We start from the raw sequence: 24,481 nt of genomic DNA, 5'->3' as shown, positions 1-24,481 counted from the left end.
AATCAAAAATAGTTATTTCGGTTCTTATTTTTTGATTTGTTTTATCTTTACTCGCTTAGAATACGACAGCAATGGCAAGAATTTTAACGGGAATACAGAGTACGGGAACACCTCATCTAGGCAATATCCTCGGCGCTATTATTCCCGCCATACAAATGGCACAGAACCCCAAGAACGAATCTTTTCTCTTTATAGCGGATATGCATTCGCTAACACAAATAAAGAATGGTACTGAATTACGGAACAATACCTATGCTACCGCGGCCACTTGGCTTGCCTTTGGTCTGGATATAGAAGAAACCGTATTCTACAGACAAAGCGATGTACCCCAAGTAACAGAACTGGCTTGGTATCTCAGCTGTTTCTTTCCTTACCAAAGATTAACACTGGCACATTCCTTTAAGGACAAAGCCGATCGCTTGGAAGATGTAAATGCCGGACTCTTTGGTTATCCTATGCTCATGGCAGCGGATATTTTGCTGTACGATGCCAACATCGTTCCAGTAGGGAAAGACCAATTACAACACTTGGAGATGACTCGGGACGTTGCCTCTCGTTTTCATGCGCAACTAGGCGAAACCTTTATACTACCCGATGCAAAAGTTCAAGAAGAAACCATGTATGTTCCCGGAACGGATGGGGCCAAGATGAGCAAGAGCAAGGGCAATCTGATCAATCTTTTTCAAACGGATAAAAAACTTCGTAAGCAGATTATGGGCATTCAGACTGATAGTACGCCTATGGAAGACCCCAAAGATCCTGCTAAGGATAATGTGTTCGCTCTTTATAAAATACTGGCTTCCCAACCTCAAATAGAGGAGATGAGCGCTAACTATTTGGCAGGAAATTACGGTTACGGCCATGCAAAACAGGCGCTCTACGAGGTTATTTTGAACAAGTTTGAAGAGCCCCGTGAAAAGTTTGAATATTATATGAACAACCTCAACGATGTAGATGAGGCACTCGCCCTTGGTGCTGAAAAGGCCAAGAAGGTAGCCGATGGCGTTTTGCAAAGAGTGAGGGAAAAGTTAGGGTATTAGGCCTCCCCTAGCCCCTCCAAAGGAGGGGGATTAATTAAGTCCAATATTTTGAGAAAAATTAAGGAACCGACCTAGTAGTCGGTTCTTTAACAATACACTACTCAGGAATAGCAGCCCTATAGGGTTCAAAGGCCTTGTTTTAACGACAGGTGCCTATATATCATCTAATTCGAAAGTTGTTTTCTCTTTGGTAAACTAATCGGTTTGTAAATAATTAAATTGCTTCGAATAATTTTCCTGGTAACGGACGAATAACGCCCTTCATTTCCATGGTCAACAAGGTAGATGAAGTCTTAAAAATGGGCAGCTTACACTCTAAAGCGATAGTGTCCAAAAGTTGCTTGCCATTATTTTGTAGATAGTTGTACATCGTTTGTTCTAGGTCGTCCAAGGTTACAAATAATTGCTTTTGTACCGTTTTCGTTTCCTTTTCCTCCAAATCCCAATCCAATAAATAAATGAGGTCCGCCGCAGATGTCAACATATGGGCCTGCTGTTTTTTAATCAGGTTATTGCAACCTAGACTATATTTGTCCGAAGCTCTTCCGGGTACTGCAAAAACATCCCTGTTGTAGCTGTTCGCAATATCGGCAGTGACCAAGCTACCCCCTTTCTCGGCAGATTCTACCACTATCGTAGCCTCACTCATTCCTGCTATAACCCGATTTCGTTTTAGAAAATTCTCCCGTTCCGGATTACTTGTACTCCAAAATTCAGTATAAAAACCACCATTGGCACAAACCTCTGTCTGGTATTTGGCATGCACTTTAGGGTATATCTGGTTTAACCCATGCGCTAAACAGCCAATAGTCTGCAACCCGTGTTTCATAGCTTCTCGCTGAACACAGATATCCACTCCATAGGCGAATCCGCTTACTATAATAGGGTTAAGGGGCGCAATGTCCGCAATGAACTGTTCACAAAAAGCCGTTCCGTAACTCGTAATATTCCGCGTACCCACAACACTGATCACTTTTCGTTTTTCCAAAGCTATTTTCCCTTTTTTGAACAAAAGAATGGGGCTATCGATACAATGCTTTAAATAATCCGGATAATCATCGTCCTTAAAATAGTTGACTTCTATAGCATTCGTATTGCAATATGTATACTCTTTTTCCGCAGCTTCTAAGTGTGCCGCATCGAACAAATGCTTTATGGTCTGGGTGCCAATACCATCAATTTTGAGCAATTGATGCCGTTTAGCCTCAAAAATTGCCGCTGGACTACCACAATGTGCAATTAACTTTTTAGCGATTACATCTCCAATATTAGGAACATGTTGCAATCTTAAAATTGCAATCAACTCAGCCGTAGTATGTTGGAAATTTATCATGACAGCCCACAAAATACTACAAAAATTAATGTTAATAAAAAGTTATCCTATGAGTTTCTATGCCTCTATTTTTTTTTGATATTTGCCTCATATGGTACTAGAACACTATATCAGCGACTTGCTATACAGGTACAATTGTGTGGTGGTCCCAAATTTTGGGGCTTTCCTTACACAAAAGATAGCTGCACGCATCAATGATACTACAAACACCTTTTTTGCCCCTTCAAAGTCTATTGCGTTCAACGAGCAGTTGATTACCAATGATGGCCTTCTGGTCTCCCATATAGCACAATCGGAAAAAATTACTTTTGAGGATGCACTTTCACAAATTGAAGGGATTACTAAAAAATGGAGCCAGAAATTAACAGAAGGTGAAAAATTAAGCTTGTCAAAAATTGGTCTGTTATGGACCGGTGCGGAAAATAAGGTACAATTTCAACCTTCATCAGAGGTTAATTATTTGACATCTTCCTTTGGCCTATCATCTTTTAATTCAATTCCCGTAACACGCGAAGTTTTAAAAGAGGAAATTATTGCTTTGGAAGAGGACATTCCGTTTATCATAAGTCCTGAAAAACGAGAAACCACATCTTTTCGGCCCTATTTAAAATATGCGGGAATTTTACTCTTGGCCTTGTCTACAGGTCTTACGGGATATCGTGCCTATGAAAAAGGCATGGTTAACGAGCGGTTAGTTAGGCAAGACGCTCAAAAAGAAGTGACCCGGCAGATACAAGAGGCTACTTTTTTCAATACTGCGCCCTTAGAATTACCTACCGTAAATGTAGATGCCGTTTCTACCGTAGAAAACAATACGGCCCGTCATCATATTGTTGCCGGAGCTTTCCGTGTTAAGGCGAATGCTGACAGAAAAATAGCCACACTACAACAAAAAGGCTATAAGGCCGCATACTATGGAACCAATGCCTATGGTCTTCACATGGTGACCTACGACCGTTACGAAAATGCGCAGGAGGCTTTGAGCGCATTAAGAGAAATTAAGCGAACGCAATCCTCGGACGCTTGGTTACTTTCTGAAAAGTAAGGTCGGCTACCGTCCCAAGGAGAATATTTTGAAATTCTACCTGCTTTTTTCTTTTACCGAATACCGCCCAAAAATCTCTTTTTGACACGTATCTTTGTATGGAAAAATTTAATGCAATGGAAGCCAAAACACCTTCAGATTCTAGAACTACAATGACCGATATGGTGCTCCCCAGTGAGACCAACCCACTGAACAATTTGTTCGGGGGGGAACTTTTGGCACGTATGGATCGCGCTGCAAGTATTGCCGCTAGAAGACACAGTCGTCGTATTACCGTTACGGCTTCTGTGAATCACGTTGCTTTTAACAGGGCAGTGCCCGTAGGTAGCGTAGTGACCGTGGAAGCTGCCGTTTCCCGTTCTTTTAGGACCTCAATGGAGGTTTATATTGATGTTTGGATGGAAGATCGTTTTAGCGGCGAGCGCACTAAAGCGAACGAAGCCATTTATACTTTTGTGGCCGTGGACGAGACTGGTAAGCCCACAGAAGTACCGCAACTCTCTCCGGACACCGATTTGGAGAAAGAGCGTTTTGCAGGAGCTCTAAGAAGAAAACAACTGAGCCTTGTTCTCGCTGGGAAAATGAAACCCAATGAAGCCACAGAATTACGTGCTTTGTTTATAGCCCCCTAGGACTCCAAGCGGGAATATATTATAAACTTTGAAAAGGTTAAATTAAAAGTCAAAATGGTCTGGGTGTGGTCCAATACGTTCCCCTCTGTCCAAACTATCTAAGTATGTTACATCTTCCTCGGAAAGTTCAAAGTCAAAAATAGCAGCGTTGGAAGCAATACGATTTTTGTGGACTGATTTTGGAATGGTCACCACTCCCTTCTGAAGGTTCCAACGCAGTATCACCTGAGCTACGGATTTGTTGTACTTATCCGCCAATTCCTTGCAGATATCCAAGTCAAAAACCTTACCCTGCATAAAGGGCGACCACGCTTCATACTGAATGGTATTTTTATTGCAGAAATCGATTAAATCCTGCTGTACTACATAGGGGTGAAATTCCATTTGGTTTACCATAGGTGTCACCTTACAATCGCTCAACACCTCTTCTAGATGATGCTGCAAAAAATTGCTTACGCCAATTGCCCTTACCTTCTTCTCGGCATATAAATGTTCCAAAGCTTTCCACGTGTCCTTGAATTTACCTGCTACGGGCCAATGGATAAGATAAAGGTCTAAATAATCCAATTGCAATCGTTCCAAACTATCCGTAAAAGCCTTTATAGTACTATCATAACCTTGGTCTGCGTTCCACACTTTACTAACAACGAAAATTTCTTCCCTAGCTACAGCACTTTCCTTAATTCCTTTACCAACGCCCTCTTCATTTTTATATACCGATGCCGTATCTATATGCCAATACCCTATTTCTAATGCGTCTTTAACCGAATCGACCACCTCCTGCTCGTTATCGGCTTGGTAAGTACCCAAACCAAGGTAGGGCATTGCTACGCCATTATGTAGCGTAAAAGTTCCTTTGATATCTGTTATTGTATTTCTATTCATCTATTCTTTTTCTAAAGTTGATACACCCATTCCTCAGGGTTCAGTCTGGACGTATCCTGATATAAATAAAATTTTAAGCGTGTCTGTCCGTTAGTTTTGTTGGTGTATATAGTACCCAATTCTTCTTTAATCCCCACTTTATCCCCTTTTTTTACATAAAGTTCTGCCAAATTATAATAGGTACTGATAAAATTACCATGTTTAATCTGCACCCCTTTATTTCCACCCGGAACGGCTAAAATAGCAATGACCTCCCCTTCAAAAATTGCTCGCGCCTTGACACCGGGGTCGGTGGCAATAATTACGCCGTTGCTCTGATGCTTAATGCCGGGATATACGGCGTCTTTATAAATACCAAAACCCTGACTTTTTATTCCTTTCTCCACAGGCCAAATAAGCTTACCCTTATTAGAGGAAAAGTTCTTGGCGATTAACGTAGCCTCAGGAGTAAGTGCAAACTTACTAGCACTGGTACTCTTCTTTCCGGACTTCTTGTTAGAGGCAGCTATGGCGCTTCGAATAAGCTTTTCAATCTGTTGGTCTATTTTTCGTGCTTCCCGTTTTTTCTTGTTAATGGCACTACTATATTTACTTTCGTTCTTGCGTATAGTTCCTAAAAGTGCTTTTTGCTCCTGTATTTCTCCAAAGAGCTTATTTTTGGCCTTTCTATTCTGTGCCAATAATACTTCTTTTACTTTTCGTTCTTCATTAAGGTCACTGTTCAGTCGTGTTAGTTCATCCGTTTTTGCAATAATCTGAGCCCCCTGCTCTTTTCTGTAGTCGGTATACTGTTTCATATACTGTAAGCGCTTAAATGCTTGAAAAAAGCTTTCCGAGGACAATAGGAACATTAACCTGTTCTGTTTGGATTTATTCTGATACGACTTCTGTATCATTTTAGCGTATTGGTCTTTTATCTCTTGTAATTCGCTCTTCAGCTTACCAATATTCCTGATGTTGGTGTTGATCTGTCTGTTCAGTAGGTTAGATTGTTGGTTGGTAACCCGAATCAATTGCTGCCTTACGATAATTTTTTTATCCAAGGCTTCCATTTGGTCCAAAACGTTTCCTTTTTCCTTCTTTTCCGCAAAAAGCAGGCGATTGATATCCCGGATTTCATTTTGAAGCTGCTCTCGCTTCTCTTCTAAGGCTTTCTGTTCGCTAGTTTGCCCATATAAGTCCTGGGTCAGCACGACCAGCATAAAAAGAACTATCTTAAATGTTACCGCTTTAAAATACATCTTACTCCAGTACTATTTCTTCGTATCCCTTGGGAATTTTATAAGGGAAATTCAAGGTCCTGTTCAACTCTAAATTTCGATACTCCAACTGAATCCTATTCTCCGTATTCTTCTCCACGGCATTGATGTTAATGGTGTTGGGCAATACCTCATCACCAATACGCTGGTAATTCTCATATTTGATTTCTAGCAAACGTTTCTTTAAGGGCTGCGAAAGTTGCTGGGAGGCCATTTTAAAATTTTTGGGCTCTATTTCAAAAAGTGTTTTATAAAGTACCTCGTTAGCCCTTGGAAAAAGTCTGTAGTGCTCCCCGGTTATAGAAGCTTCGTATTTTCTTTCCCTTAAATCTAACAGCGCTTGTCCTAAGAGTAAGTTCTGGACAGTCTTAAAATCTACTTCCGTTCCCAACAGGTCGCTTAAATAGGAAAAATCCCCATCAAAATACTCATTCTGTAATTTGTTATAAAAAGAGACTTTATTTGGGGTAATGTAGGCCTTAACAATACCCAAGGGAGCGCTCATCCAAATAGCTTTATCCTTTTCCAGGCGAAGGCTTACGGAAAAACTCTGCGAGTCCTCACCATCGGTATAATCGATTTTGACCTTTCCGCTTAAGGTTTTAAATGTGGGCTGGTTTTGATAATGGGCCCTTATGATTGACTTGGACGACAAACCCTCATCTACCGTACCATCCGACACCAATTTTGTGCTTTTGCAAGACAAAACGAAAAGTGTAAGAATACCATAAAGGAAAGGTTTTAGGTATGTATTTATTTTCCCTCTCATAACTTAAAATCCGGGTTTAATCTTACTAAGGTACATATTTGCCTTTGATGGATTGCTTATAGCACTATAGGCATCTGATAGTTCCTTGTAAATTTTATTGGCCAAGGCAATATCGTTGATCAAATAATCCAAAGCTACTTCCAACAACTCAATTGCATCTCTGTGCTTTTTGTTTCTGTTCAGTGCATATCCGCTAGCGTAATAAAAATAGGGTTGTGAAGGATAGCTCTCTAAAGCTTCCTCTGTTAATTGCACTAGGCCTAAATTGCCGCCGTTCATTTTCATCAGCCCCTTTATTCTCATTTTATAATTTTCTATGCTGTTGGACGTATTGTTTCTTGCCGTTGCCGTATAGGAAACCGTTTGTTTGTTTGCGTCTTTCTTCTGGAGGGAGTCGTTTATTTTTTGCTCTAGGTCCATCCTGTTCTTTGAGCTTTCAAGTGTTTTTAGAACCGCAAGCGCAGCTTCTAATTTGCCATCCTTGAAATAGATTTGAGCAAGATTTTCCTTCAGTACCGCATTATTGTACGGAATTAGATTTTCTAAGGAACGTATAGTATTTCCTTGTTTCCCCACTATGGTATTTAAAGTATGCAAATACCAGTAGTTTTCAGGCTCACTGTTCAAGGCCTCAATTGCATATTCCTGTGCAAGTATATTTTTTTTATCTAAATGATAGCTCTTTGCAAGTTCATAGGCAACCACCTTGTTTTCTGGTTGTAATCGTTTGCATTCCAGCAAAAAATTAATGGCCCTGTCGTAGTTCTGAATTCCTTTCTGTTTTAATGCCTCAAAGAAGTTTTCTTGAAAATCATCGGAATAGTCCTCTAAAAACACCTCTGCACTTTCTTCTACCCTAATTTCATTTTCCTCTTGAGCATAAGAAAGAGCTGGAACAAAATTTATTCCTAAAAAAAGCAACAAAAAAATACATTCATTCTTCATACCTTAACATAAATTACCCCTTTGGGGGTTAGGGGGCTTTTACTTTACTCCAGTACTACCAAAACCACCTTCTCCTCTCACCGTACTTGACAATTCCTCTACCTGTTCCCAAGTTGCACGCTCATGTTTTGCGATGACCATTTGTGCAATACGTTCTCCATTTTCAATGGTAAAAGCCTCATTGGAAAGATTTATAAGGATTACTCCGACCTCGCCCCTATAGTCAGCATCAATCGTGCCAGGGGCATTCAATACCGTAATCCCCTTTTTAGCTGCCAAACCACTTCTAGGTCTTACTTGTGCTTCAAAGCCGATTGGGAGTTCCATAAAAAGGCCTGTTTTTATAATTGTGCGCTCCATAGGTCTCAAAACAACGGGTTCTTGAATACTTGCTCTTAAATCCATACCAGCCGAAGCATTGGTTTCGTAATGTGGCAAAGCGTGGTCTGATTTATTAATGATTTTTATATTCATTTCTTTATGATTATTTTTTTGAGGTTTTCTCCTTCCAGTCTATAGGTCAGGCCAAGGAAAATAAGCAACAAGATTATTCCCACGAAAAGGTTTCTATCAAAAATGTAAAATGATAGGATAGAAAACAAGATGGAGATTCCTAAATAAAAGATAATTTTTCTGAAATTATAGGGTATGGGATAATACATGCGTCCAAAATAAAAGGACAACAACATCATTGTTCCGTACGCCGTCAGTGTAGCAACCGCAGAAGCCATATAACCAAAATAGGGAATAAAGACAAAATTGATAATGATGGTAAGCACCGCACCGATCATAGAAATATAAGCCCCGTATTTTGTTCTGTCCGTTATTTTGTACCATACGGATAGATTGTGATAAATACCTAAGAAGAAACTTGCCAGTACTATCAATGGCACAATGGGCATGGCATCCCAATAGGATTCGTCTAGCACAATCAATCGCTTTAAAACATCAGCAAAAACGACAACCGTCAATAGAATAATACTTCCCAATACCACAAAATAATTTGTAATCTGAGCATAGGCCTTCTGCGGATTTTTGGTTTCGGAATGACTAAAGAAAAAAGGCTCTATTCCCATTCTAAAAGCCGTGGCGAACAGGGTCATGAAAAGCGCTAATTTATAGCAGGCAGAGTACTTCCCCATTTCACTTTTAGCAATATCCGCCGGAAGCAATTCTGATAATAAATATCGGTCAAAAACCTCATTTATGGTAAATGCAATACCCGCCACCATAACCGGCATGGCATAGGTGAGCATTCTTCGCCACAAATTCGTATCAAAGCGGTAAGAAGGTCTTTTATAAACACCCAGCATTAATAGCAAGGTGATGGCGCTAGCAATAAGATTGGAGACTAGGATAAAAGAAATTTCGAAATTTGGAACGTAGATTCCGCTGAAAATACTCGAAGTGTCCCCCTTAGCTATTTTAGGCAGCAGAATTAAGAAAAAGAGATTGAGACCTAAATTAATCGCTACGTTCAGAATTTTGATTACTGCATAACGCATGGGCTTTTCATTAGCCCTCAGTAATGCAAATGGTATAATTACCAAAGCGTCCAAAGCCAAGATACCCAGCACAAAATTCATGTATTCCGTATCTATATTCAGTGCCCTGGCAATACTTCCCTTAAAGACGAGGCCAACCAAAACGAACAACAGTGTAGAAGCTCCTAAAGAGAGTAGCGAGGTGGATATCACGTTTGCCCTGTTTTCCGCTTCCTTATAAAAGCGAAAAAAGGCAGTTTCCATTCCATAGGCCAAGAAAACATTGAAAATGGCGAACCATGAAAAAATTAAGGTGACATCACCGTAAGTACCAGGAGGCATTACGGAGGTATAGATGGGCACTAGCAAAAATGACAGCATCCTAGGTAAAACGGTTGCCAAGCCATAAATGGCTGTTTGCTTAAAAAGTTTTTTCAGCGGATTCAAACACCTAACATTAAGGCCTCAAAAGTACCCAATTACGGTGGTTAAACAAAGTTAGTTTTTTGGTTTCCCCTTGTATAATAGGGGTTGTTTTTCTTTTATCCCTGTTATCTTGGTCTATTTTAACTTTCCATTTTCGGTATAACTGAGAACCGCATCGGTAGCCCCTAATTTCAAAGCTATGGTTTCAGCCGACCCCCCTTTGGAATTCGGTATTTTGGCCATAGCGTAATTTGCGCCGTCAACTTGTTCCATGGTCACTGGAGCTTGCTTTCCCCTGAAGAAAATTTCTTTCATTACTACATCACTTGCATTATCTATAGTAACGGGAATTTTAACCGCAATACCGCTCCCACTACTTTCCAAACCACCACTATATACCTGGCAGGACGCATTCCCTAATTCAAACGGAATTTCCGTTTGTAATTTTTTTTGTGAAGAACAGCTAAAAAGTCCCAAGAGCATAATGCAGATTATATATTTAAAACGTCCCATGTACATCTCTTATTTGGTTTTTGTAAAGATATGTGAATATGTGTTAATTTCAGTCACTTACCATAAAACCAAAAGTGATGCCAATAGTACGATTAAAAGAGACTATTGTTGCAACCGCTTTATTTCTTGCATTTCTTTTTGTATTTGCTTGGCAATGAAAATACCCAAAACAATTAATGATACTAGACCGGATATTATTATGTACGTATAAAATCCAGAAGACAAATTAGCTTTAAAAAGTGGCAAGAGTATTAGAAACCCAACAACATACCCCAGAACAATTGCGGGTGTCCATATAAAATGAACATTTTTCCTGCATTTATAATAACTAATAAGGGCATTCTTATAGTCGTTGTAATTTGAAAGGGTATTCAATCTTCCTAGTTGTTTTATACTTAAAACTTCCAGTAACATACGAATCAACAGTGTACCTACCATTAGGGCCAGGCCTAAAATAACTTGATTGTTTTCATATCCGGAGATATAGATAAAAAAGACTATTAATATTATCGCTGTAATGGCAAGGATCACATTCGTAATTTTTTGCTTATCCTTTACTCTTTTTATTCCTTGTAACAACTCTTTAAATCCTTGCTCAGTGGCTTCCGCCCCTGGCTGATTTTTCCAATTTGATTGTAACTTCTCAAAATTATTCATTGTTTACGCATTTTGTTAATTGACTTTTGATCCGATGTATTCGTGTGCGGATTGCTTCGTGTTTTATTCCTATGATTTCAGAAATCTCTTTTTGTGGCAAACCCTCGAGCTCCAATAAAATAATGGCCTTGTTGGTTTCAGATAAGGTATTGATACATCCATATAACTGCACTAACATTTGATGCTTTTCCTCTCCCGAATAGGCCTCATGGCGTTCAGGAATATCCTTTATATCGTAGTTAATTCGATGCTTTTTCTGCTTCCTGAGTTGCGTAAGGCAGGTATTTACTGTGATTCTATAAATCCAGCTTCCAATACCACTTTCATTACGGAACTGTTCCAAGTTCTCCCAAATTTTAATGAATACATCCTGCGCTACATCTTTCGCCAAGGCCTGGTCTCCAGAAACGTATCCCATACACAACCGCATCACCTTAGGGTAATTATCCCTATAAATTTCCTTATATCTTTCTTCTGATGGGGTCATTAGTTCTCTAAGCTATGAAACAATTTTTCTTGAAACCAACTAGGATTGTCATACATGACAAAATGTGCAGTTCCTTCCGCAAATTCTAGATTATAGTCTTCCAGATTAGCGTATTGTTTAGCGTAGGTGCTTTTGGCCATTTCTAGGCCGTAGGGTTCCGTTGCGGCCAAAATGGTGACCGGAATATTTATTTTGGCAATATCGGCTCTTAAATCGAGCTTTAATAAATCGGTATACCCATAAACATAGGTTTCCCTATCTGCCTTTAGCATCCAATTCTTGACTAGGGCCTTTTTCTCCTTATTTAGGGTCATTCCGGAAGCCATTTGCTCTGCCATGGCTTCAAATGCCCCAGCCTCCATGGAAAGCATTTGTTTGTTCCAAGCACTTTCGTAGGCGAGGGCTTCACTGTCATAGTTAGATATCATAAGCGCCCCGGTCGCAGGTAGTGCATCTATAATAATTAGTTTTGAAAGGGCGTGCTCATTTTCGGTAGCCAACCAAAGGCCTAAGGTTCCGCCGAGACTATGCCCCAGAACAACTACATTTTTAAGATTTTGATTTTTAATATAACTTTCTACGCCTTCCTTTATTTTTGGGAACCAAGGTTTTTCAACTGCAGGAACCTCTCCAAAGCCAGCAAAGGTAAAAACATGGCATTCGTAATCTTTAGAAAGTGCTGCCACCGTAGCTTCCCACACTTCTCCTGTGCACGTGAATCCTGGGAAAAGTAATATAGGCAGACCTTTACCTTTTACCGCTACTTCAAAAGGGTATTGCTGTGCGGTACTGCATAATGTGATCAGTAAAATGCTTAACGTGAGTATTCTTCGAATTGTTTTCACAATATATATTTTTAAATGATTTTCCCTTTAGATGACAATTCTTAGAAATGTTACATTTAAAATGTCCAGAAATCAAAAAAACTTTATTCGGTAAATAACTTCGGGTCAAGCCCATGAGACATTTGAGGCAAAACCAACAATTATTTCAAAGCCGGCATCGGGGCATAGTAAATCTTGATTATCGAGTAAACGACCCGCTTTAAAACCGATGTAGTTGAAGGAGAATACTAAGCTACTTCAGTTATTTCGTCCGAGAGGTTTATGCGTTTCATGGCTAAAGAGGCAAATAAAAAGGCAATGAACAAGAAAAAGGCAGCTAAGGTATAAGAAGCTCCCGGATAATAAATATCGCTTTCAGAACGAATGAAATAATAGAAAACAGGCGAGAAAATCAGTTGACCCAATATGGCCGTTACACTTATTAGGCCTGTAATGGCTCCCTGTAGATTGCCCTGCTCCTTTTCAGAAACTTGATTGGATATAACTCCTTGAACGGTAGGTCCGGCGACACCTCCCAGAGCATACGGAATTAAAAAGGCGTACAACATCCAAGGTTCGGACGCTAGAGAGAAGAGAAACATCCCAACTGTCCATAACAGGAAACCTGATATAACAACGGTTCTTTTCCCAAATTTTTTCACAAGTACTCCCACTAAAAATCCTTGGGCTATAGCTACCAGAAGCCCAACTACCATGAGAGAAATCCCTATTTCCCTCGGGCTCCAGTCATATCGTTCAATACCATAATACGACCATGTAGAAGGTAGTGCCTGGCCTGCAAGATTTGCTAGGAAGAAAGCAAATATTAAAAGTAGCACCCCTTTATAGTTCCGAAGACTCACTAAGGAAACCCCAGGAATCATCTTTAATACATTTATGGACCTTCTATTCTCTAGCGTTAACGATTCTGGAACAAAAAACCATCCAAAAAGAAAATTCGAAAAGGTTAGTCCCGCTGCAATATGGAAAGGCAGCCTAATGTCTAATTCTCCAAAAAAACCGCCAATTCCAGGTCCAATGATAAATCCCAATCCAAAAGCTGCCCCGATGAGACCAAAATTCTTGGCCTTTTCTTCCTTGGTACTGATATCTGCAATGTAAGCCGATGCAACTGTGAAACTTGCGCCGGTAATTCCCGCAAGGAACCTTCCTAGAAATAACCAAGTAATAGTGGGCGCCCAGGCATGTATTACATAGTCTATACTTAATCCTAAAAGTGCTATTAAAAGAATAGGCCGTCTTCCGAATCTATCGGAAATTTCCCCAAGAACGGGTGAGAACAAAAATTGCATTCCAGCAAAAGCGGTAGTTAGCCACATCCCGTAGATAACGGCCATGGCGGTACCCTCACCTGTTAATTCCATTATCAAATCCGGAATTATGGGCAGAATTATTCCTATGCCTATAACGTCTACAAGAATGGTGATAAAAATAAAGAGTAGTGCCGTTTTCTTTGATTTCATGGATAGGGCAAAAATCGGCAAAAAAATAATCCTAGAAAGGAATCTGAAGATGAAAGGTTACAATTTTTAGTATATTCCACTTGAACACCTATTCTTTTAAAAAACAAAAGATGAAAAAACTACACTTTACGACAGTACATCTTCTAGCCTTACTACTGACTGTTTCATGTCAACACAAAGAAGTTGAAAAAAAGGTGGCCGAAAAACCGAACATTATTTTCATCATGTCAGATGACCATGCTAACCAAGCCATTAGTGCCTACAGTTCCAGACTAATTGAGACCCCCAATATTGATAGAATTGCAAAAGGAGGTATCAAGTTTACCAATGCCAGCGTTACGAACTCCATCTGTGCCCCGTCTAGAGCAACAATTCTTACGGGCAAACACAATCATATAAACGGAAAGACAGATAATCGACGACCTTTTGATACCACGCAGGTAACGTTTCCCCAAATCTTCCAAAAGGCAGGTTACGAAACCGCCATGTTTGGAAAACTACATTTTGGCAATAATCCAAAAGGGGTAGATGATTTCATGATCTTACCCGGCCAAGGTAATTATATCAATCCCGATTTTAATACTCCCCATGGTGACACTACCATTACGGGTTACGTTACCGATATCATAACCGATATTACCTTAAACTGGTTAGATAAGAAAAGAAATCCCGAAAAACCCTTTATGCTCATGTACCTGCACAAAGCACCACATCGACCGTGGTGGCCCAGTCCAGAAAAGTTTGAAGAATTTTATGGCAAAACATTTCCAGAGCCTACAACATTGTTCGACGATTACAGTAATAGAGGTACAGCTGCGAAAACCGCAGAAATGAATCTACTGCGTCATATGATGTACAATCACGATAGTAAAATCCGCCCTGGACTTACCGAAAAGTTGCAACCAGAACCTGTTGTCCCAGAATTTGAAGGTGGCTTTGACAACCCCTATACCAATAGAGCCACAGATGCCCAAAAAGCGTTGTACGAGCCAATTTTAGATAAAATCAATAAGGACTTTGAAACCAATTGGCCCCAAATGAACGATGAGGAGAAAATGCGTTGGAAATACCAAAGGTACATGCAAGATTATTTGGCCTGTATTTCTTCAGTAGACGACAATGTGGGAAGAGTGTTGGATTATTTGGATGCCAATGGACTATCGGATAATACAATGGTTATCTATACCTCTGATCAGGGCTTTTATTTAGGCGAACACGGCTGGTTCGATAAGCGATTTATATACGATGCGTCCTTTAAAACACCTCTGCTCATTCGGCGGCCTAATAAAATAAAGCCCGGTATTACCAATGAGGAAATGGTACAAAACCTTGACTTTGCCCAGACCATGTTAGAAGCGGCACAAATTGAAGCTCCAAATGATATGCAGGGTGAAAGTTTAATGCCCCTATTGACCTCTAATGATGCCAATTGGACCAGAGATGCCGTATACTACCATTATTACGAATATCCCGCAGTACATCAGGTAAAAAGGCATTATGGTATCGTTACCATTGATTATAAATTAGTCCATTTTTATTACGATGTTGATGAGTGGGAGTTATATGACCGCAAGAAAGACCCAAATGAAATAAACAATGTTTATACCGATCCTGCGTACGCCAACATAGTTGCAGAACTAAAGTTGAAGTTAGAAGATTTACGTAAACACTACGGAGACTCGGATGAACTTAATCAAAAATATATTGATTTAGACTTGGAGCGCAATATGAAGTAAGTGCCCACTTTAAATAGTAATAAAAGCAAAAAACCTCACATTTCTGTGAGGTTTTATTTTCTTTAGTACTGTTGGAGACATTCTTGCCTAGTCAACAATTTTAATGAAAATATACTGAATTTTCTGCGTTTAGTTATTCAACGCTTCGGCTCCACCAACGATTTCCAAAATTTCATTTGTAATTGCAGCCTGTCTTGCCTTATTGTAGGTAAGTTTTAATTGGTCTCTGAGCTCGGTGGCATTATCGGTCGCTTTGTGCATTGCTGTCATACGCGCACCATGTTCACTGGCAAAAGAATCTCTTATTCCCTTATATAATTGTGTCTTTAAGGACTTTGGAATCAATTGTTCTACGATTTCCTCTTTGGATGGTTCAAAAATATAATCCGCACTTGCGTTCTCCTCTCCTTCAATAGGAACAATTGGTAAAAATTGCTCTGTCATGATAATCTGGGTTGCGGCATTTTTAAACTTATTGTAAACAATTTCAATACGGTCATAAGAACCATTTGTGAATTGCTCCATTAAGCTTTCGGCAATAGCAGCGCTGCAATCAAAGGTTAGGTCGTCATATATATCGCTGTGGTTTGCAATAACAGTATAATTCTTGCCTAAAAAGTCGTTAGCTTTCTTTCCAATAGCAACAAAATCTACTTGTTTGCCCGCATACGCTTCCTCTGCCAAGTATGAACATTGTTTAAGTATATTGGTATTAAAAGCGCCACACAATCCTCTGTTTGACGTAATACCTACCACTAATACCTTGTTCACGGAGCGATTATCAGAAAACTTACTTCCGGAATCAGCGTCCAGACTTGCACTTAGGCTTTGTAATAATTCCGTAAGCTTATCCGCATAAGGTCTCATGGCCGTAATGGCATCTTGCGCTTTTTTCAATTTTGCAGCAGAAACCATTTTCATGGCACTGGTAATCTGCATAGTTGATGAAACTGATGCTATCCTATTACGTATCTCCTTTAAATTGGCCATTTTTCTAGTATTTAGTCATTAGTAATTAGGACTTATTCGGTTCTTAATACTGACTACTTAGTACTTATTTCAATTGACTAGTTATATTTTGCAGACAAATCTTTACAAACAGCGGTCAAAATCTCAGTTACCTCATCTGTAAGTTTCCCTGCTTTTAACGTATCTAAAACATCTCTGTGTTTAGCGTTTAAGAACTCTATGAAATCTCGCTCAAATTCTTTTACCTTTTCAACAGGTACGTCTCTAAGTAAGTTTTTGGAACCTGCATAGATAATAGCAACTTGGTCTTCTACGGTAAATGGATCGTTCTGTGCTTGCTTAAGGATTTCAACATTTCTACGTCCTTTTTCGATGACGTTCAGTGTAGCGGCATCCAAATCAGAACCAAACTTTGCAAAAGCTTCCAGTTCACGGAACTGAGCTTGATCTAGTTTTAATGTACCTGCTACCTTTTTCATGGATTTAATCTGAGCATTACCTCCAACACGTGATACGGAAATACCTACGTTAATAGCCGGACGCACACCTTGGTTGAATAAATCTTGCTCCAAGAATATCTGTCCGTCCGTAATTGAAATAACGTTAGTTGGAATATAAGCTGATACGTCACCCGCCTGCGTTTCAATAATAGGAAGTGCGGTTAATGAACCACCACCTTTTACAATTGGTTTAAGCACGTCTGGTAAATCGTTCATCTCCTTGGCAATCGCATCATTGTTGATGACTTTTGCGGCACGCTCCAATAATCTAGAGTGCAGGTAGAAAACATCCCCAGGATAAGCCTCACGTCCCGGTGGTCTTCTTAACAACAAAGAAACTTCACGGTAAGCAACTGCCTGTTTGGATAAATCATCATATATAATCAATGCAGGACGACCTGTATCCCTGAAATATTCTCCAATAGAGGCCCCTGCAAAAGGAGCATAAACCTGCATTGGCGCTGGGTCAGAAGCGTTAGCAGCTACAATAGTTGTATACGCCATTGCACCTTTGTCCTCCAATACTTGGGCAATCCCAGCAACGGTAGATGCTTTTTGGCCAATTGCCACATAAATACAATAAACCGGTTCCCCTGCATCGTAAAATTCTTTTTGGTTCAAAATGGTATCGATACAAACCGTAGTCTTACCGGTCTGGCGGTCACCAATAACCAATTCTCTTTGTCCTCTACCTACAGGAATCATGGCGTCAATTGCCTTGATACCTGACTGCAATGGCTCTGTTACTGGTTCACGGAAAATAACCCCTGGTGCCTTACGCTCCAGTGGCATTTCATATGTTTTACCGGAAATAGGTCCTTTACCATCGATAGGAGTTCCTAATGTGTTTACCACACGGCCAACAATTCCTTCCCCAACATTGATAGATGCGATACGTTGGGTACGTTTTACGGTAGCTCCTTCCCCAATAGCTTTGGATGGACCCAATAGTACAACCCCAACATTATCTTCTTCCAAGTTTAGAACGATTCCTTCCAAACCACCTTCGAATTCAACTAATTCACCATATTGTGCATTTGCCAAACCGTAGACTCTGGCGATACCATCACCTACTTGCAATACGGTTCCTACTTCATCTAAAGTAGCGGTTGCATCAAAACCTGATAATTGTTGTTTTAAAATTGCTGAAACTTCAGCGGCTTTTACTCCTGCCATGTTTTTATATATATAAGATAAAAGACGTAAAACGTAAAACGTTAGCGCCTAATAAAAGTTATTTATAAACTGTTTGTAAATTCTCTTTTAATATTATTCAGTTTGTTCGCGATACTAGCATCATACTGCAAATCTCCAACACGTAATACGAACCCGCCGATGATACTTTCATCAACTTTATTTTCGATAGTCACTTCTTTTCCGGTAATAGAGGTCACTTGCTTTAAGATTTTCTTTTCCAAAGTAGCGTTCATAGGAACTGCAGTAGTAACGAAGGCTACATCTTTTCCTTTTAGTTGTTCATTAAGGATAATGTATTTTAAGGCAACCTCGTTTAGCATAGTCACCCGTTTATTATCCACTAACATTGTAATTAAACCTTCTGAAATGGCATTACTTCCCTTAAAAATTTTATGAAGGGCTTCTTTTTTAGACGTACTGGAAATAACCGGACTAGCCAACATATCTCTTAACTCCTTACTTTCAGAAACTGTCGCCACAACTGCACGCATATCTTTTTCAACGGAATCAGTAGCTTTATTGTCTACTGCCAAATCCAAGATTGCTTTTGCATAACGTATGGCTGCTCTAGATTCGCTCATTCTTAATTCAATTTGATATCGCCCAACATTTCATCTACTAGCTTCAACTGCTTGTCCTTACCTGATAATTCCGATTTGATTACCTTCTCCGCAATAGAAACTGAAAGTTCGGCTACTTGAGTCTTTATATCGGCTACAGCAGCTTTCTTTTCGCTCTCAATGGTTGCCTTGGCTTGCTGTATCATTTTATCACCTTCAATCTTTGCCTGTTCCTTGGAATCTGCAACCATCTTCTCTCTTATTTCACGCGCCTCCTTCAGCAAAGCTTCCCGTTCTGCACGAGCCTCTTTTAAAAGATTTTCACTATCCGCCGTTACGTTCTGCATTTCTTTCTTAGCGTTCTCAGCGGCTGCCAATGCATCTTTTATACCGTTCTCACGTTCATTAACCGCATTAAGTATGGGTTTCCACGCAAATTTACGCAACAACAACAATAAGCCTACAAACAGTAATGTTTGCCAAAAAAACAAGCCTAAAGAAAATTCGTTCAATAATTTTTCCATGATAAATAAGTTCTATGTGTTTTAATTTTTAAGAAACACTGACCGCAACCAACCGTTACGGTCAATGAACTTTAGATTTGTTAGGATGCAAAAATTGCAGCGAAACCAATCCCTTCAATAAGTGCTGCTGCGATCAGCATAGCTGTTTGAATCTTACCATAAGCTTCTGGCTGACGAGCGATAGCATCCATGGCAGAACCACCGATTCTACCAATTCCCATACCTACTCCGATAACCGCTAAACCTGCACCTACAATTGCTGGAATTTCCATAATATATCTAGTTTAAAAATTAAAAATTCAATTCTATAAATGTGCCAACTCTGGCTCATCATCATGCCCATGGTCATGCTCTTCTGCAGCAAAACCAAAATACAAAGCCGATAGCATAGTGAAAATATATGCTTGTAATACAGCTACTAATATTTCAATAAGCGATATTGCAAACGCCAACCCAAATGATAAGGGACTTCCTAACCAACTCTTGAAAATAAACATTAACCCTATTAAGCTCATTAAAACGATATGTCCTGCCTGCATATTCGCATACAAACGTATCAACAAAGCAAATGGCTTAATGAAAATTCCTAAAACCTCAATTGGCACAAGGATAATATAAATAAGGATTTTACCGTACCACGGCATGGTATCTCCTAATGGGTCAAAAATGTGCTTCCAATAATCTTTTGTTCCGGTTAGATTGGTCAATAAAAATGTAATAAGAGCCAAAGCCACCGTCACGGCAATGTTTCCTGTGACGTTAACTCCTAGCGGAGTAAGTCCAAAAATGTTCAAGAACCATATAAAAAAGAAAACGGTAAGTAAATAAGGCATGTACTTTGCATATTTCTTTTCACCAATATTTGGCTTGGCGATATCGTCCCTGATATAAATGACAATAGGTTCGAAAAACCTTCCGACACCCGTTGGTACACTGCCATTCTTTGCATAGGATTTTGCCAGACTTGTGAACAACCAAAACATTAATAAACACGTAATAAGTATCATTACCACACTCTTGGTTATAGAAAAATCTATTGGCTTTACGTTTGTTGGATGCTGATCTTCATCATACGTTATTGTACCGTTTGCATCTGTCTTGTAAATTTTACTATGGTATAACTTATAGTAGTTGCCGTCTACCTCGGCGAGTGTTTCACCATGATGGAATTTTGATGAAGAGAAAACTTTAAGACCGTTATCCCATAAAATAACGGGAAGCGGAGCACCAACATAGTGATGTTCGCCACTTTCATCGGTATAAGAATACAATGAAAAATCATGTGAATCCTGAAGGTGATGCTGAATATATTCCTTTATCTCCGTTTTTAGGTCCTGCTTTGGCTCATCGGTAGACTCTTTGGTCTCGAAGGCAAAAATATTGGAGCTTAGAAGTAAAGCTATGGCTACTAGAACTTTGAAAAAAAATGTTTTTCGCATATTGCTCAAAATATCGGTCTCTAAAAATCGGTGCAAATGTACGTCATTATGGCAAAAAGAAAAAAGCAAATGAGACTTTATTTGCAAGTAAGAAGTCAAGAACGCTTTAATCCATTTTTTTGAGCATTTTAGCCATAAAAACCGTCTCAATAATCAGGGATACCGCATAGGGCACGAAAAACGCGGAAAACTCCACTTTGTCCATAGTATCATCGGCACTATAAACGGGATAAAAAATAATGAAGAAAAATATGAACTTTAAAAAACTACCTCCCATAAACAAAAAGCCTATTTGATTCTTTAGCCGTTTTTGAAATATGTAGAGTAAAATGTAAATGGCCGCTGCTAAAAAGGCGTTTACCAGGTACGACTTCACGATAAGATTGCCGTATTTAGGCAATCCCATAGCTGCCCATACATACGTATGGATTAAAAAGGAAAAGGTCAAAAGGGCGCTTAGAAAGAGAAGAAATTGGACGATGGGGTATAGTCGCGTCTTCAATATTTTATATTTTTAAGTTGCTTCAGTACTACCCAAAGAGAAATTGCCACACCTAGAAGTGTGGCAATCGCTGTGCAAATTCTTTTTTCATTTCCGTAATATTCATCCAACCAAATACCTCCTTTGGCCGCCAAAAATATTATAGCTCCCATTTCAAAAGCAATACCGGACAGTACTGCGATATTTTTAAGGTTGTTTTTCTTAGGAGGCTTTTGCTGGTTCATTTTTATTGCTAGAGTTACCGCTCATGGAAGACTTAAAGCTTCCAGAAGGTGAGCCTATACCTCCTTTACCTTTCATGCTACATGAAGCGTTGAAGGTGGCGCCAGGTTCTACAGCTAGCTTACTAACAGTTACGGTTCCTTCTATGACCGCAGAAGATTTTAAAGAAAGCAGATTAGAGACTAAAAGTTCACCGTTGAAACTTCCTTCAATATCTGCATTTACACATTCTACTTTTCCGTGGATATAGCCATCTTTACCGATGACCACTTTTCCGGAGGTTTTTACGTTACCGTCTAATTTGCCGTCTATCCTAAAATCTGCTTCGGAAACGATGTCTCCTTTTATTTTAGTGTTCTTTTCAATTCTATTGGGTTGTCCTCCTATTTCGTTCATAGCGCTAGGTTTTTGTTTATCTGAAAACATGTGTTCATGGTTTTGGGGTTAAAAGTGTATTTCTGTAAGCTTCTAAATTTTTGTGTACTTGAATAATCTTGTAGTTATCAGATAAAATTACAAAATTCTCATCAGCCACCTTATAATCCTTATTGTTTTTTAATAGCTCTGCATAACCGAGCGCAAAGTCCTTGTTCTTAAAGCCATGCACAACTACAAATTGGTCTTCCAAATTGTAAATATCCTTTGAAACGATATTCTTATATCTTAAATCTGCTATCGATTTTTCTAAAATCTTCATTAATTTCAAGGCCTTCTCGTTATTACTTCTCTTGAAAGGGAAAATAACTTTCCAGTTGGCCGTACCCTTGGAGTCCGTTTCCGGAGAAAAGTCTTTCGGTTCTAACTTAGGAAGTTGTTCGGCTATCATTTGTTCCGCTTTTTTTCCTTCTGGATTGTTGGGATACGTTAACGCAACATAGTTCAAGGCCTCCTTAAAATCCTCGAAACCTTGTAGCCTGCCTATTGCGTTGGCCTTTAGCATTTCAAACTTAGGCACGATGGGATCTCCGGTAAAACGGTTGATGTTCTCCTCCGTGGCGGTAATGACCTTTAGAAAATCTTGCTGTTGGTATAGCTTGAACAGACCTTCATAACGCTTTTCTGGGCTGTCCGACGCATCCGATAGTACCGCCTGCGGGTTTAATAGTATTTCCGCATATCTAGAATCGCCATGGTTAGCGATAATGTCCGCCTTCATTTCTGCCTGCAAAGCACTACCCTCTTCCTCATAAATTTTATACAGGTTGTACTTGGAAGGAAGGATCAAGCGTTCTTCCGGATTGGATGCCAGAACGCTCTCCAACTTTCCAACGGCCAGAATGTTCTCTTTGAATTTCTCTTTATAGATAAGTCCCAATTGGTAATTAGCAAAGTTTCGTTCTGCCCTAAGGCTATCCACAACAGCTATTTCCGTAGGCACTTTATCCATGTAATAGTCCAAAGAAAAATTTTCGTCCTCAGAAACCTCAGCCTCTGCAACCGGAACACCTGCAACGGTATTATCGTTAGTAGTTGTATTATTTGAAACTGTTTTGTTAGACCAACGCCAATCATCCGCTAGTTCCCGATTACCCCATTTATTCTTAAAATCGTTCTGTCCGTATCCTAAACTAGTGATGTTATAGAAGTAGAATTTCCCTTTGTTCTCCTTACCTCCTTTACTTTTGGAGAAAGCTGCGAAGCCTTCGGTAATCTTATCCTTTTCTTTTTTCTGCGCGGCTTCTTTGGCTGCTTTTAATGCTGCAATATGGTCTTCAAAATAAGCTATTCTATCATCTATGGGCAATTCAAAAACTGTGATGACACTATCCGTGTATTGCACAATATCCTCGTATTTTATAACGTCTTCCAGGTTGTCCAATTTCTTCTTGATGGCCCTGTATTTTCTTGTGTTTTCGTCAAGATTGGTCAGCACGCTATCATAATACGCGCCCGCAATCTTATATTCATTCTGGTCAAAATTATAGGCCCCTAGGTTCTCATAGTTCAAGGCATTTAATTTAGGTTGGTTTTGAGTAGCTCGTAACGACTTATTGAAATAAACAATAGCCAGACTATCGGAACCTTGCTCCAAATGAAACTCGGCCACCTGTCTAAAAATCTTGTCTAAAAACGGTCTGTTTTCCCGGTTCTCTTCCAAATCGGTTAAGTATTCCAAAACCTCCTGTTGATTTTCAGCGGTAATCTCCGTATTCCGTATTTTTTGGATTTCTGCATTGATCATATACACCCGCGGTGATTTCCTGTTCAGCTCAATAACCTTATCAAAAGCGTAGTTGGCACTATCCTTATAGCCCAATTGATTGTAAAGCTGACCAATGATGTAGTAGTACCTGCCCTTTTCCGGATTCTTCTTAGTGTAGTACGATGCTACTTTTAAATGCTGTATGGCCGTATCCGGAGCGTTGAGATTAATATAGGCCTGGGCCAACATGGAGCGGGCATCTGCATATTCTTGGTCTTTAAGTGTCTCGAACTTCTCCAGACGCTTTAGATTCTTAATGGCCAATTCCTCGTTCTGTAGGCGGATATTTACTTTCTCGCGCCATATTGTGGCCTCGTTAAGTTTGTCGCTTTCCGTGTATTTTTTTAAAATATAATTAAACGATTCAAGCGCAGGGATATACCGTTCATCAAAATACCGTGCTTTTCCTAATAGCAGGAATGCTTCATCTGTCTGAGGGTTACGCTCACGGTCTTTGATATCCATGCTATGGCGTTGTATGGCCTTTGTGGCTTTTTCCTCAGCAATGATGAAGTTGGGGTTATTGTCCTCCGAATCTAATTTTACCTCACCGGAAACCTCTAGCCGTTCAATGGGCAGAATTTCCCAATAGTCGTCGCGATAGGTATCGTTAAGGGTGTTTCTACCTTCCTCAAAGGCAATATTACCGTTGTACAGCGTATTATATTTGGTGTTTAAGGCATGCCAATTTCTATTGAGGAAGGCGTCTTTTTTTGTGGAACAGCCACTAAAGAGCAGTGTCCCTAAAAGTACAGCGGATATAAATTGATGTTGAAGCTTCAAAATTAAGTGTATACGTATGTATGGTTAACTTAAAAACGGCCATATTATTATGCAGTTCATCGA

The 24,481-nt window shown here is 39.6% G+C and carries 26 protein-coding genes; 4 read left to right on the top strand and 22 right to left on the bottom strand.

The window, feature by feature from the left end; genetic code table 11:
* The first annotated feature begins 71 nt into the window (after nucleotides 1-71).
* The gene (gene trpS, locus BFP77_RS07525) at nucleotides 72-1,040 is read left to right on the top strand and encodes a tryptophan--tRNA ligase (protein ID WP_099573420.1); all 969 of its coding nucleotides are present in this window, start codon (nucleotides 72-74) and stop codon (nucleotides 1,038-1,040) included.
* A gap of 214 nt (nucleotides 1,041-1,254) precedes the next feature.
* On the opposite strand, the gene dprA is transcribed toward trpS, so the two are convergent.
* Entirely contained in the window at nucleotides 1,255-2,373 is a 1,119-nt protein-coding gene (gene dprA / locus BFP77_RS07520) for a DNA-processing protein DprA (RefSeq protein WP_099573419.1), read from the bottom strand.
* A 91-nt stretch (nucleotides 2,374-2,464) separates the two neighbouring features.
* Here dprA and BFP77_RS07515 point away from each other — a divergent pair, with 91 nt between their 5' ends.
* Both BFP77_RS07515 and BFP77_RS07510 read left to right on the top strand, forming a co-directional pair.
* The gene (locus BFP77_RS07515) at nucleotides 2,465-3,418 is read left to right on the top strand and encodes an SPOR domain-containing protein (RefSeq protein ID WP_099573418.1); all 954 of its coding nucleotides are present in this window, start codon (nucleotides 2,465-2,467) and stop codon (nucleotides 3,416-3,418) included.
* Between the two features lie 116 nt (nucleotides 3,419-3,534).
* Nucleotides 3,535-4,050, top strand: coding sequence for an acyl-CoA thioesterase (locus tag BFP77_RS07510; protein WP_099573506.1), 516 nt, complete (start codon nucleotides 3,535-3,537; stop codon nucleotides 4,048-4,050).
* A 42-nt stretch (nucleotides 4,051-4,092) separates the two neighbouring features.
* Here BFP77_RS07510 and BFP77_RS07505 read toward each other — a convergent pair whose 3' ends face one another.
* The 11 genes from BFP77_RS07505 to BFP77_RS07455 form a co-directional block, all read right to left on the bottom strand.
* Nucleotides 4,093-4,935 carry an aldo/keto reductase gene (locus BFP77_RS07505; RefSeq protein ID WP_099573417.1) on the bottom strand — a complete coding sequence of 281 codons (843 nt, stop codon included), beginning with the start codon at nucleotides 4,933-4,935 and terminating at the stop codon, nucleotides 4,093-4,095.
* 11 nt (nucleotides 4,936-4,946) lie between these two features.
* Nucleotides 4,947-6,176: a murein hydrolase activator EnvC family protein gene (locus tag BFP77_RS07500; protein WP_099573416.1), complete on the bottom strand. Its 1,230-nt coding sequence runs from the start codon at nucleotides 6,174-6,176 to the stop codon at nucleotides 4,947-4,949.
* Nucleotide 6,177: 1 nt separating this feature from the next.
* Nucleotides 6,178-6,963, bottom strand: coding sequence for a DUF4292 domain-containing protein (locus BFP77_RS07495; RefSeq protein WP_099573415.1), 786 nt, complete (start codon nucleotides 6,961-6,963; stop codon nucleotides 6,178-6,180).
* A gap of 3 nt (nucleotides 6,964-6,966) precedes the next feature.
* Nucleotides 6,967-7,908: a tetratricopeptide repeat protein gene (locus BFP77_RS07490; protein ID WP_099573414.1), complete on the bottom strand. Its 942-nt coding sequence runs from the start codon at nucleotides 7,906-7,908 to the stop codon at nucleotides 6,967-6,969.
* Between the two features lie 39 nt (nucleotides 7,909-7,947).
* Entirely contained in the window at nucleotides 7,948-8,382 is a 435-nt protein-coding gene (dut, locus tag BFP77_RS07485; RefSeq protein ID WP_099573413.1) for a dUTP diphosphatase, read from the bottom strand.
* The gene (locus BFP77_RS07480) at nucleotides 8,379-9,839 is read right to left on the bottom strand and encodes a lipopolysaccharide biosynthesis protein (RefSeq protein WP_099573412.1); all 1,461 of its coding nucleotides are present in this window, start codon (nucleotides 9,837-9,839) and stop codon (nucleotides 8,379-8,381) included. The genes dut and BFP77_RS07480 overlap by 4 nt, the downstream gene beginning before the upstream one ends.
* A 114-nt stretch (nucleotides 9,840-9,953) precedes the next feature.
* Nucleotides 9,954-10,331: a hypothetical protein gene (locus BFP77_RS07475; protein ID WP_099573411.1), complete on the bottom strand. Its 378-nt coding sequence runs from the start codon at nucleotides 10,329-10,331 to the stop codon at nucleotides 9,954-9,956.
* A 102-nt stretch (nucleotides 10,332-10,433) separates the two neighbouring features.
* On the bottom strand, nucleotides 10,434-10,988 hold the full coding sequence (locus tag BFP77_RS07470; RefSeq protein ID WP_099573410.1) for a hypothetical protein: 555 nt from the start codon (nucleotides 10,986-10,988) through the stop codon (nucleotides 10,434-10,436).
* Nucleotides 10,981-11,475 carry an RNA polymerase sigma factor gene (locus BFP77_RS07465; RefSeq protein ID WP_099573409.1) on the bottom strand — a complete coding sequence of 165 codons (495 nt, stop codon included), beginning with the start codon at nucleotides 11,473-11,475 and terminating at the stop codon, nucleotides 10,981-10,983. Before BFP77_RS07465 ends, BFP77_RS07470 begins: the two co-directional genes overlap by 8 nt.
* Nucleotides 11,475-12,320: an alpha/beta fold hydrolase gene (locus BFP77_RS07460; protein ID WP_099573408.1), complete on the bottom strand. Its 846-nt coding sequence runs from the start codon at nucleotides 12,318-12,320 to the stop codon at nucleotides 11,475-11,477. The genes BFP77_RS07465 and BFP77_RS07460 overlap by 1 nt, the downstream gene beginning before the upstream one ends.
* Nucleotides 12,321-12,547: 227 nt before the next feature.
* On the bottom strand, nucleotides 12,548-13,783 hold the full coding sequence (locus tag BFP77_RS07455; RefSeq protein ID WP_099573407.1) for a TCR/Tet family MFS transporter: 1,236 nt from the start codon (nucleotides 13,781-13,783) through the stop codon (nucleotides 12,548-12,550).
* 110 nt (nucleotides 13,784-13,893) lie between these two features.
* On the opposite strand from BFP77_RS07455, the gene BFP77_RS07450 reads away from it, so the two are divergent.
* A complete protein-coding gene (locus BFP77_RS07450) occupies nucleotides 13,894-15,519 on the top strand; it encodes a sulfatase family protein (protein ID WP_099573505.1) in 1,626 nt (541 codons plus the stop codon).
* A 129-nt stretch (nucleotides 15,520-15,648) separates the two neighbouring features.
* Here BFP77_RS07450 and atpG read toward each other — a convergent pair whose 3' ends face one another.
* From atpG to porW, 10 genes are all read right to left on the bottom strand, one after another.
* On the bottom strand, nucleotides 15,649-16,509 hold the full coding sequence (gene atpG / locus BFP77_RS07445) for an ATP synthase F1 subunit gamma (RefSeq protein WP_099573406.1): 861 nt from the start codon (nucleotides 16,507-16,509) through the stop codon (nucleotides 15,649-15,651).
* 77 nt (nucleotides 16,510-16,586) lie between these two features.
* Nucleotides 16,587-18,164: a F0F1 ATP synthase subunit alpha gene (gene atpA, locus BFP77_RS07440; protein WP_099573405.1), complete on the bottom strand. Its 1,578-nt coding sequence runs from the start codon at nucleotides 18,162-18,164 to the stop codon at nucleotides 16,587-16,589.
* A gap of 62 nt (nucleotides 18,165-18,226) precedes the next feature.
* Entirely contained in the window at nucleotides 18,227-18,766 is a 540-nt protein-coding gene (gene atpH, locus BFP77_RS07435; RefSeq protein ID WP_099573404.1) for an ATP synthase F1 subunit delta, read from the bottom strand.
* A gap of 2 nt (nucleotides 18,767-18,768) precedes the next feature.
* The gene (locus tag BFP77_RS07430) at nucleotides 18,769-19,269 is read right to left on the bottom strand and encodes a F0F1 ATP synthase subunit B (protein WP_099573403.1); all 501 of its coding nucleotides are present in this window, start codon (nucleotides 19,267-19,269) and stop codon (nucleotides 18,769-18,771) included.
* A gap of 80 nt (nucleotides 19,270-19,349) precedes the next feature.
* A complete protein-coding gene (gene atpE / locus BFP77_RS07425; protein ID WP_164721464.1) occupies nucleotides 19,350-19,541 on the bottom strand; it encodes an ATP synthase F0 subunit C in 192 nt (63 codons plus the stop codon).
* A gap of 33 nt (nucleotides 19,542-19,574) precedes the next feature.
* Entirely contained in the window at nucleotides 19,575-20,708 is a 1,134-nt protein-coding gene (gene atpB / locus BFP77_RS07420) for a F0F1 ATP synthase subunit A (protein ID WP_099573401.1), read from the bottom strand.
* Nucleotides 20,709-20,814: 106 nt separating this feature from the next.
* A complete protein-coding gene (locus BFP77_RS07415) occupies nucleotides 20,815-21,210 on the bottom strand; it encodes a DUF6168 family protein (RefSeq protein ID WP_099573400.1) in 396 nt (131 codons plus the stop codon).
* Nucleotides 21,207-21,434, bottom strand: a complete 228-nt coding sequence (locus BFP77_RS07410) for an AtpZ/AtpI family protein (RefSeq protein WP_099573399.1) — start codon at nucleotides 21,432-21,434, stop codon at nucleotides 21,207-21,209. Before BFP77_RS07410 ends, BFP77_RS07415 begins: the two co-directional genes overlap by 4 nt.
* Nucleotides 21,412-21,858: a bactofilin family protein gene (locus BFP77_RS07405; protein WP_099573398.1), complete on the bottom strand. Its 447-nt coding sequence runs from the start codon at nucleotides 21,856-21,858 to the stop codon at nucleotides 21,412-21,414. Before BFP77_RS07405 ends, BFP77_RS07410 begins: the two co-directional genes overlap by 23 nt.
* A 4-nt stretch (nucleotides 21,859-21,862) precedes the next feature.
* Nucleotides 21,863-24,418, bottom strand: coding sequence for a type IX secretion system periplasmic lipoprotein PorW/SprE (gene porW, locus BFP77_RS07400; protein ID WP_099573397.1), 2,556 nt, complete (start codon nucleotides 24,416-24,418; stop codon nucleotides 21,863-21,865).
* Nucleotides 24,419-24,481 lie beyond the last annotated feature (63 nt).

The sequence above is a fragment of the Maribacter sp. 4U21 genome, from assembly GCF_002742365.1.
Taxonomy (GTDB): domain Bacteria; phylum Bacteroidota; class Bacteroidia; order Flavobacteriales; family Flavobacteriaceae; genus Maribacter.
Note: the sequence above shows the minus strand (reverse complement) of the source record. Positions and strands in the feature narration are given on the sequence as shown.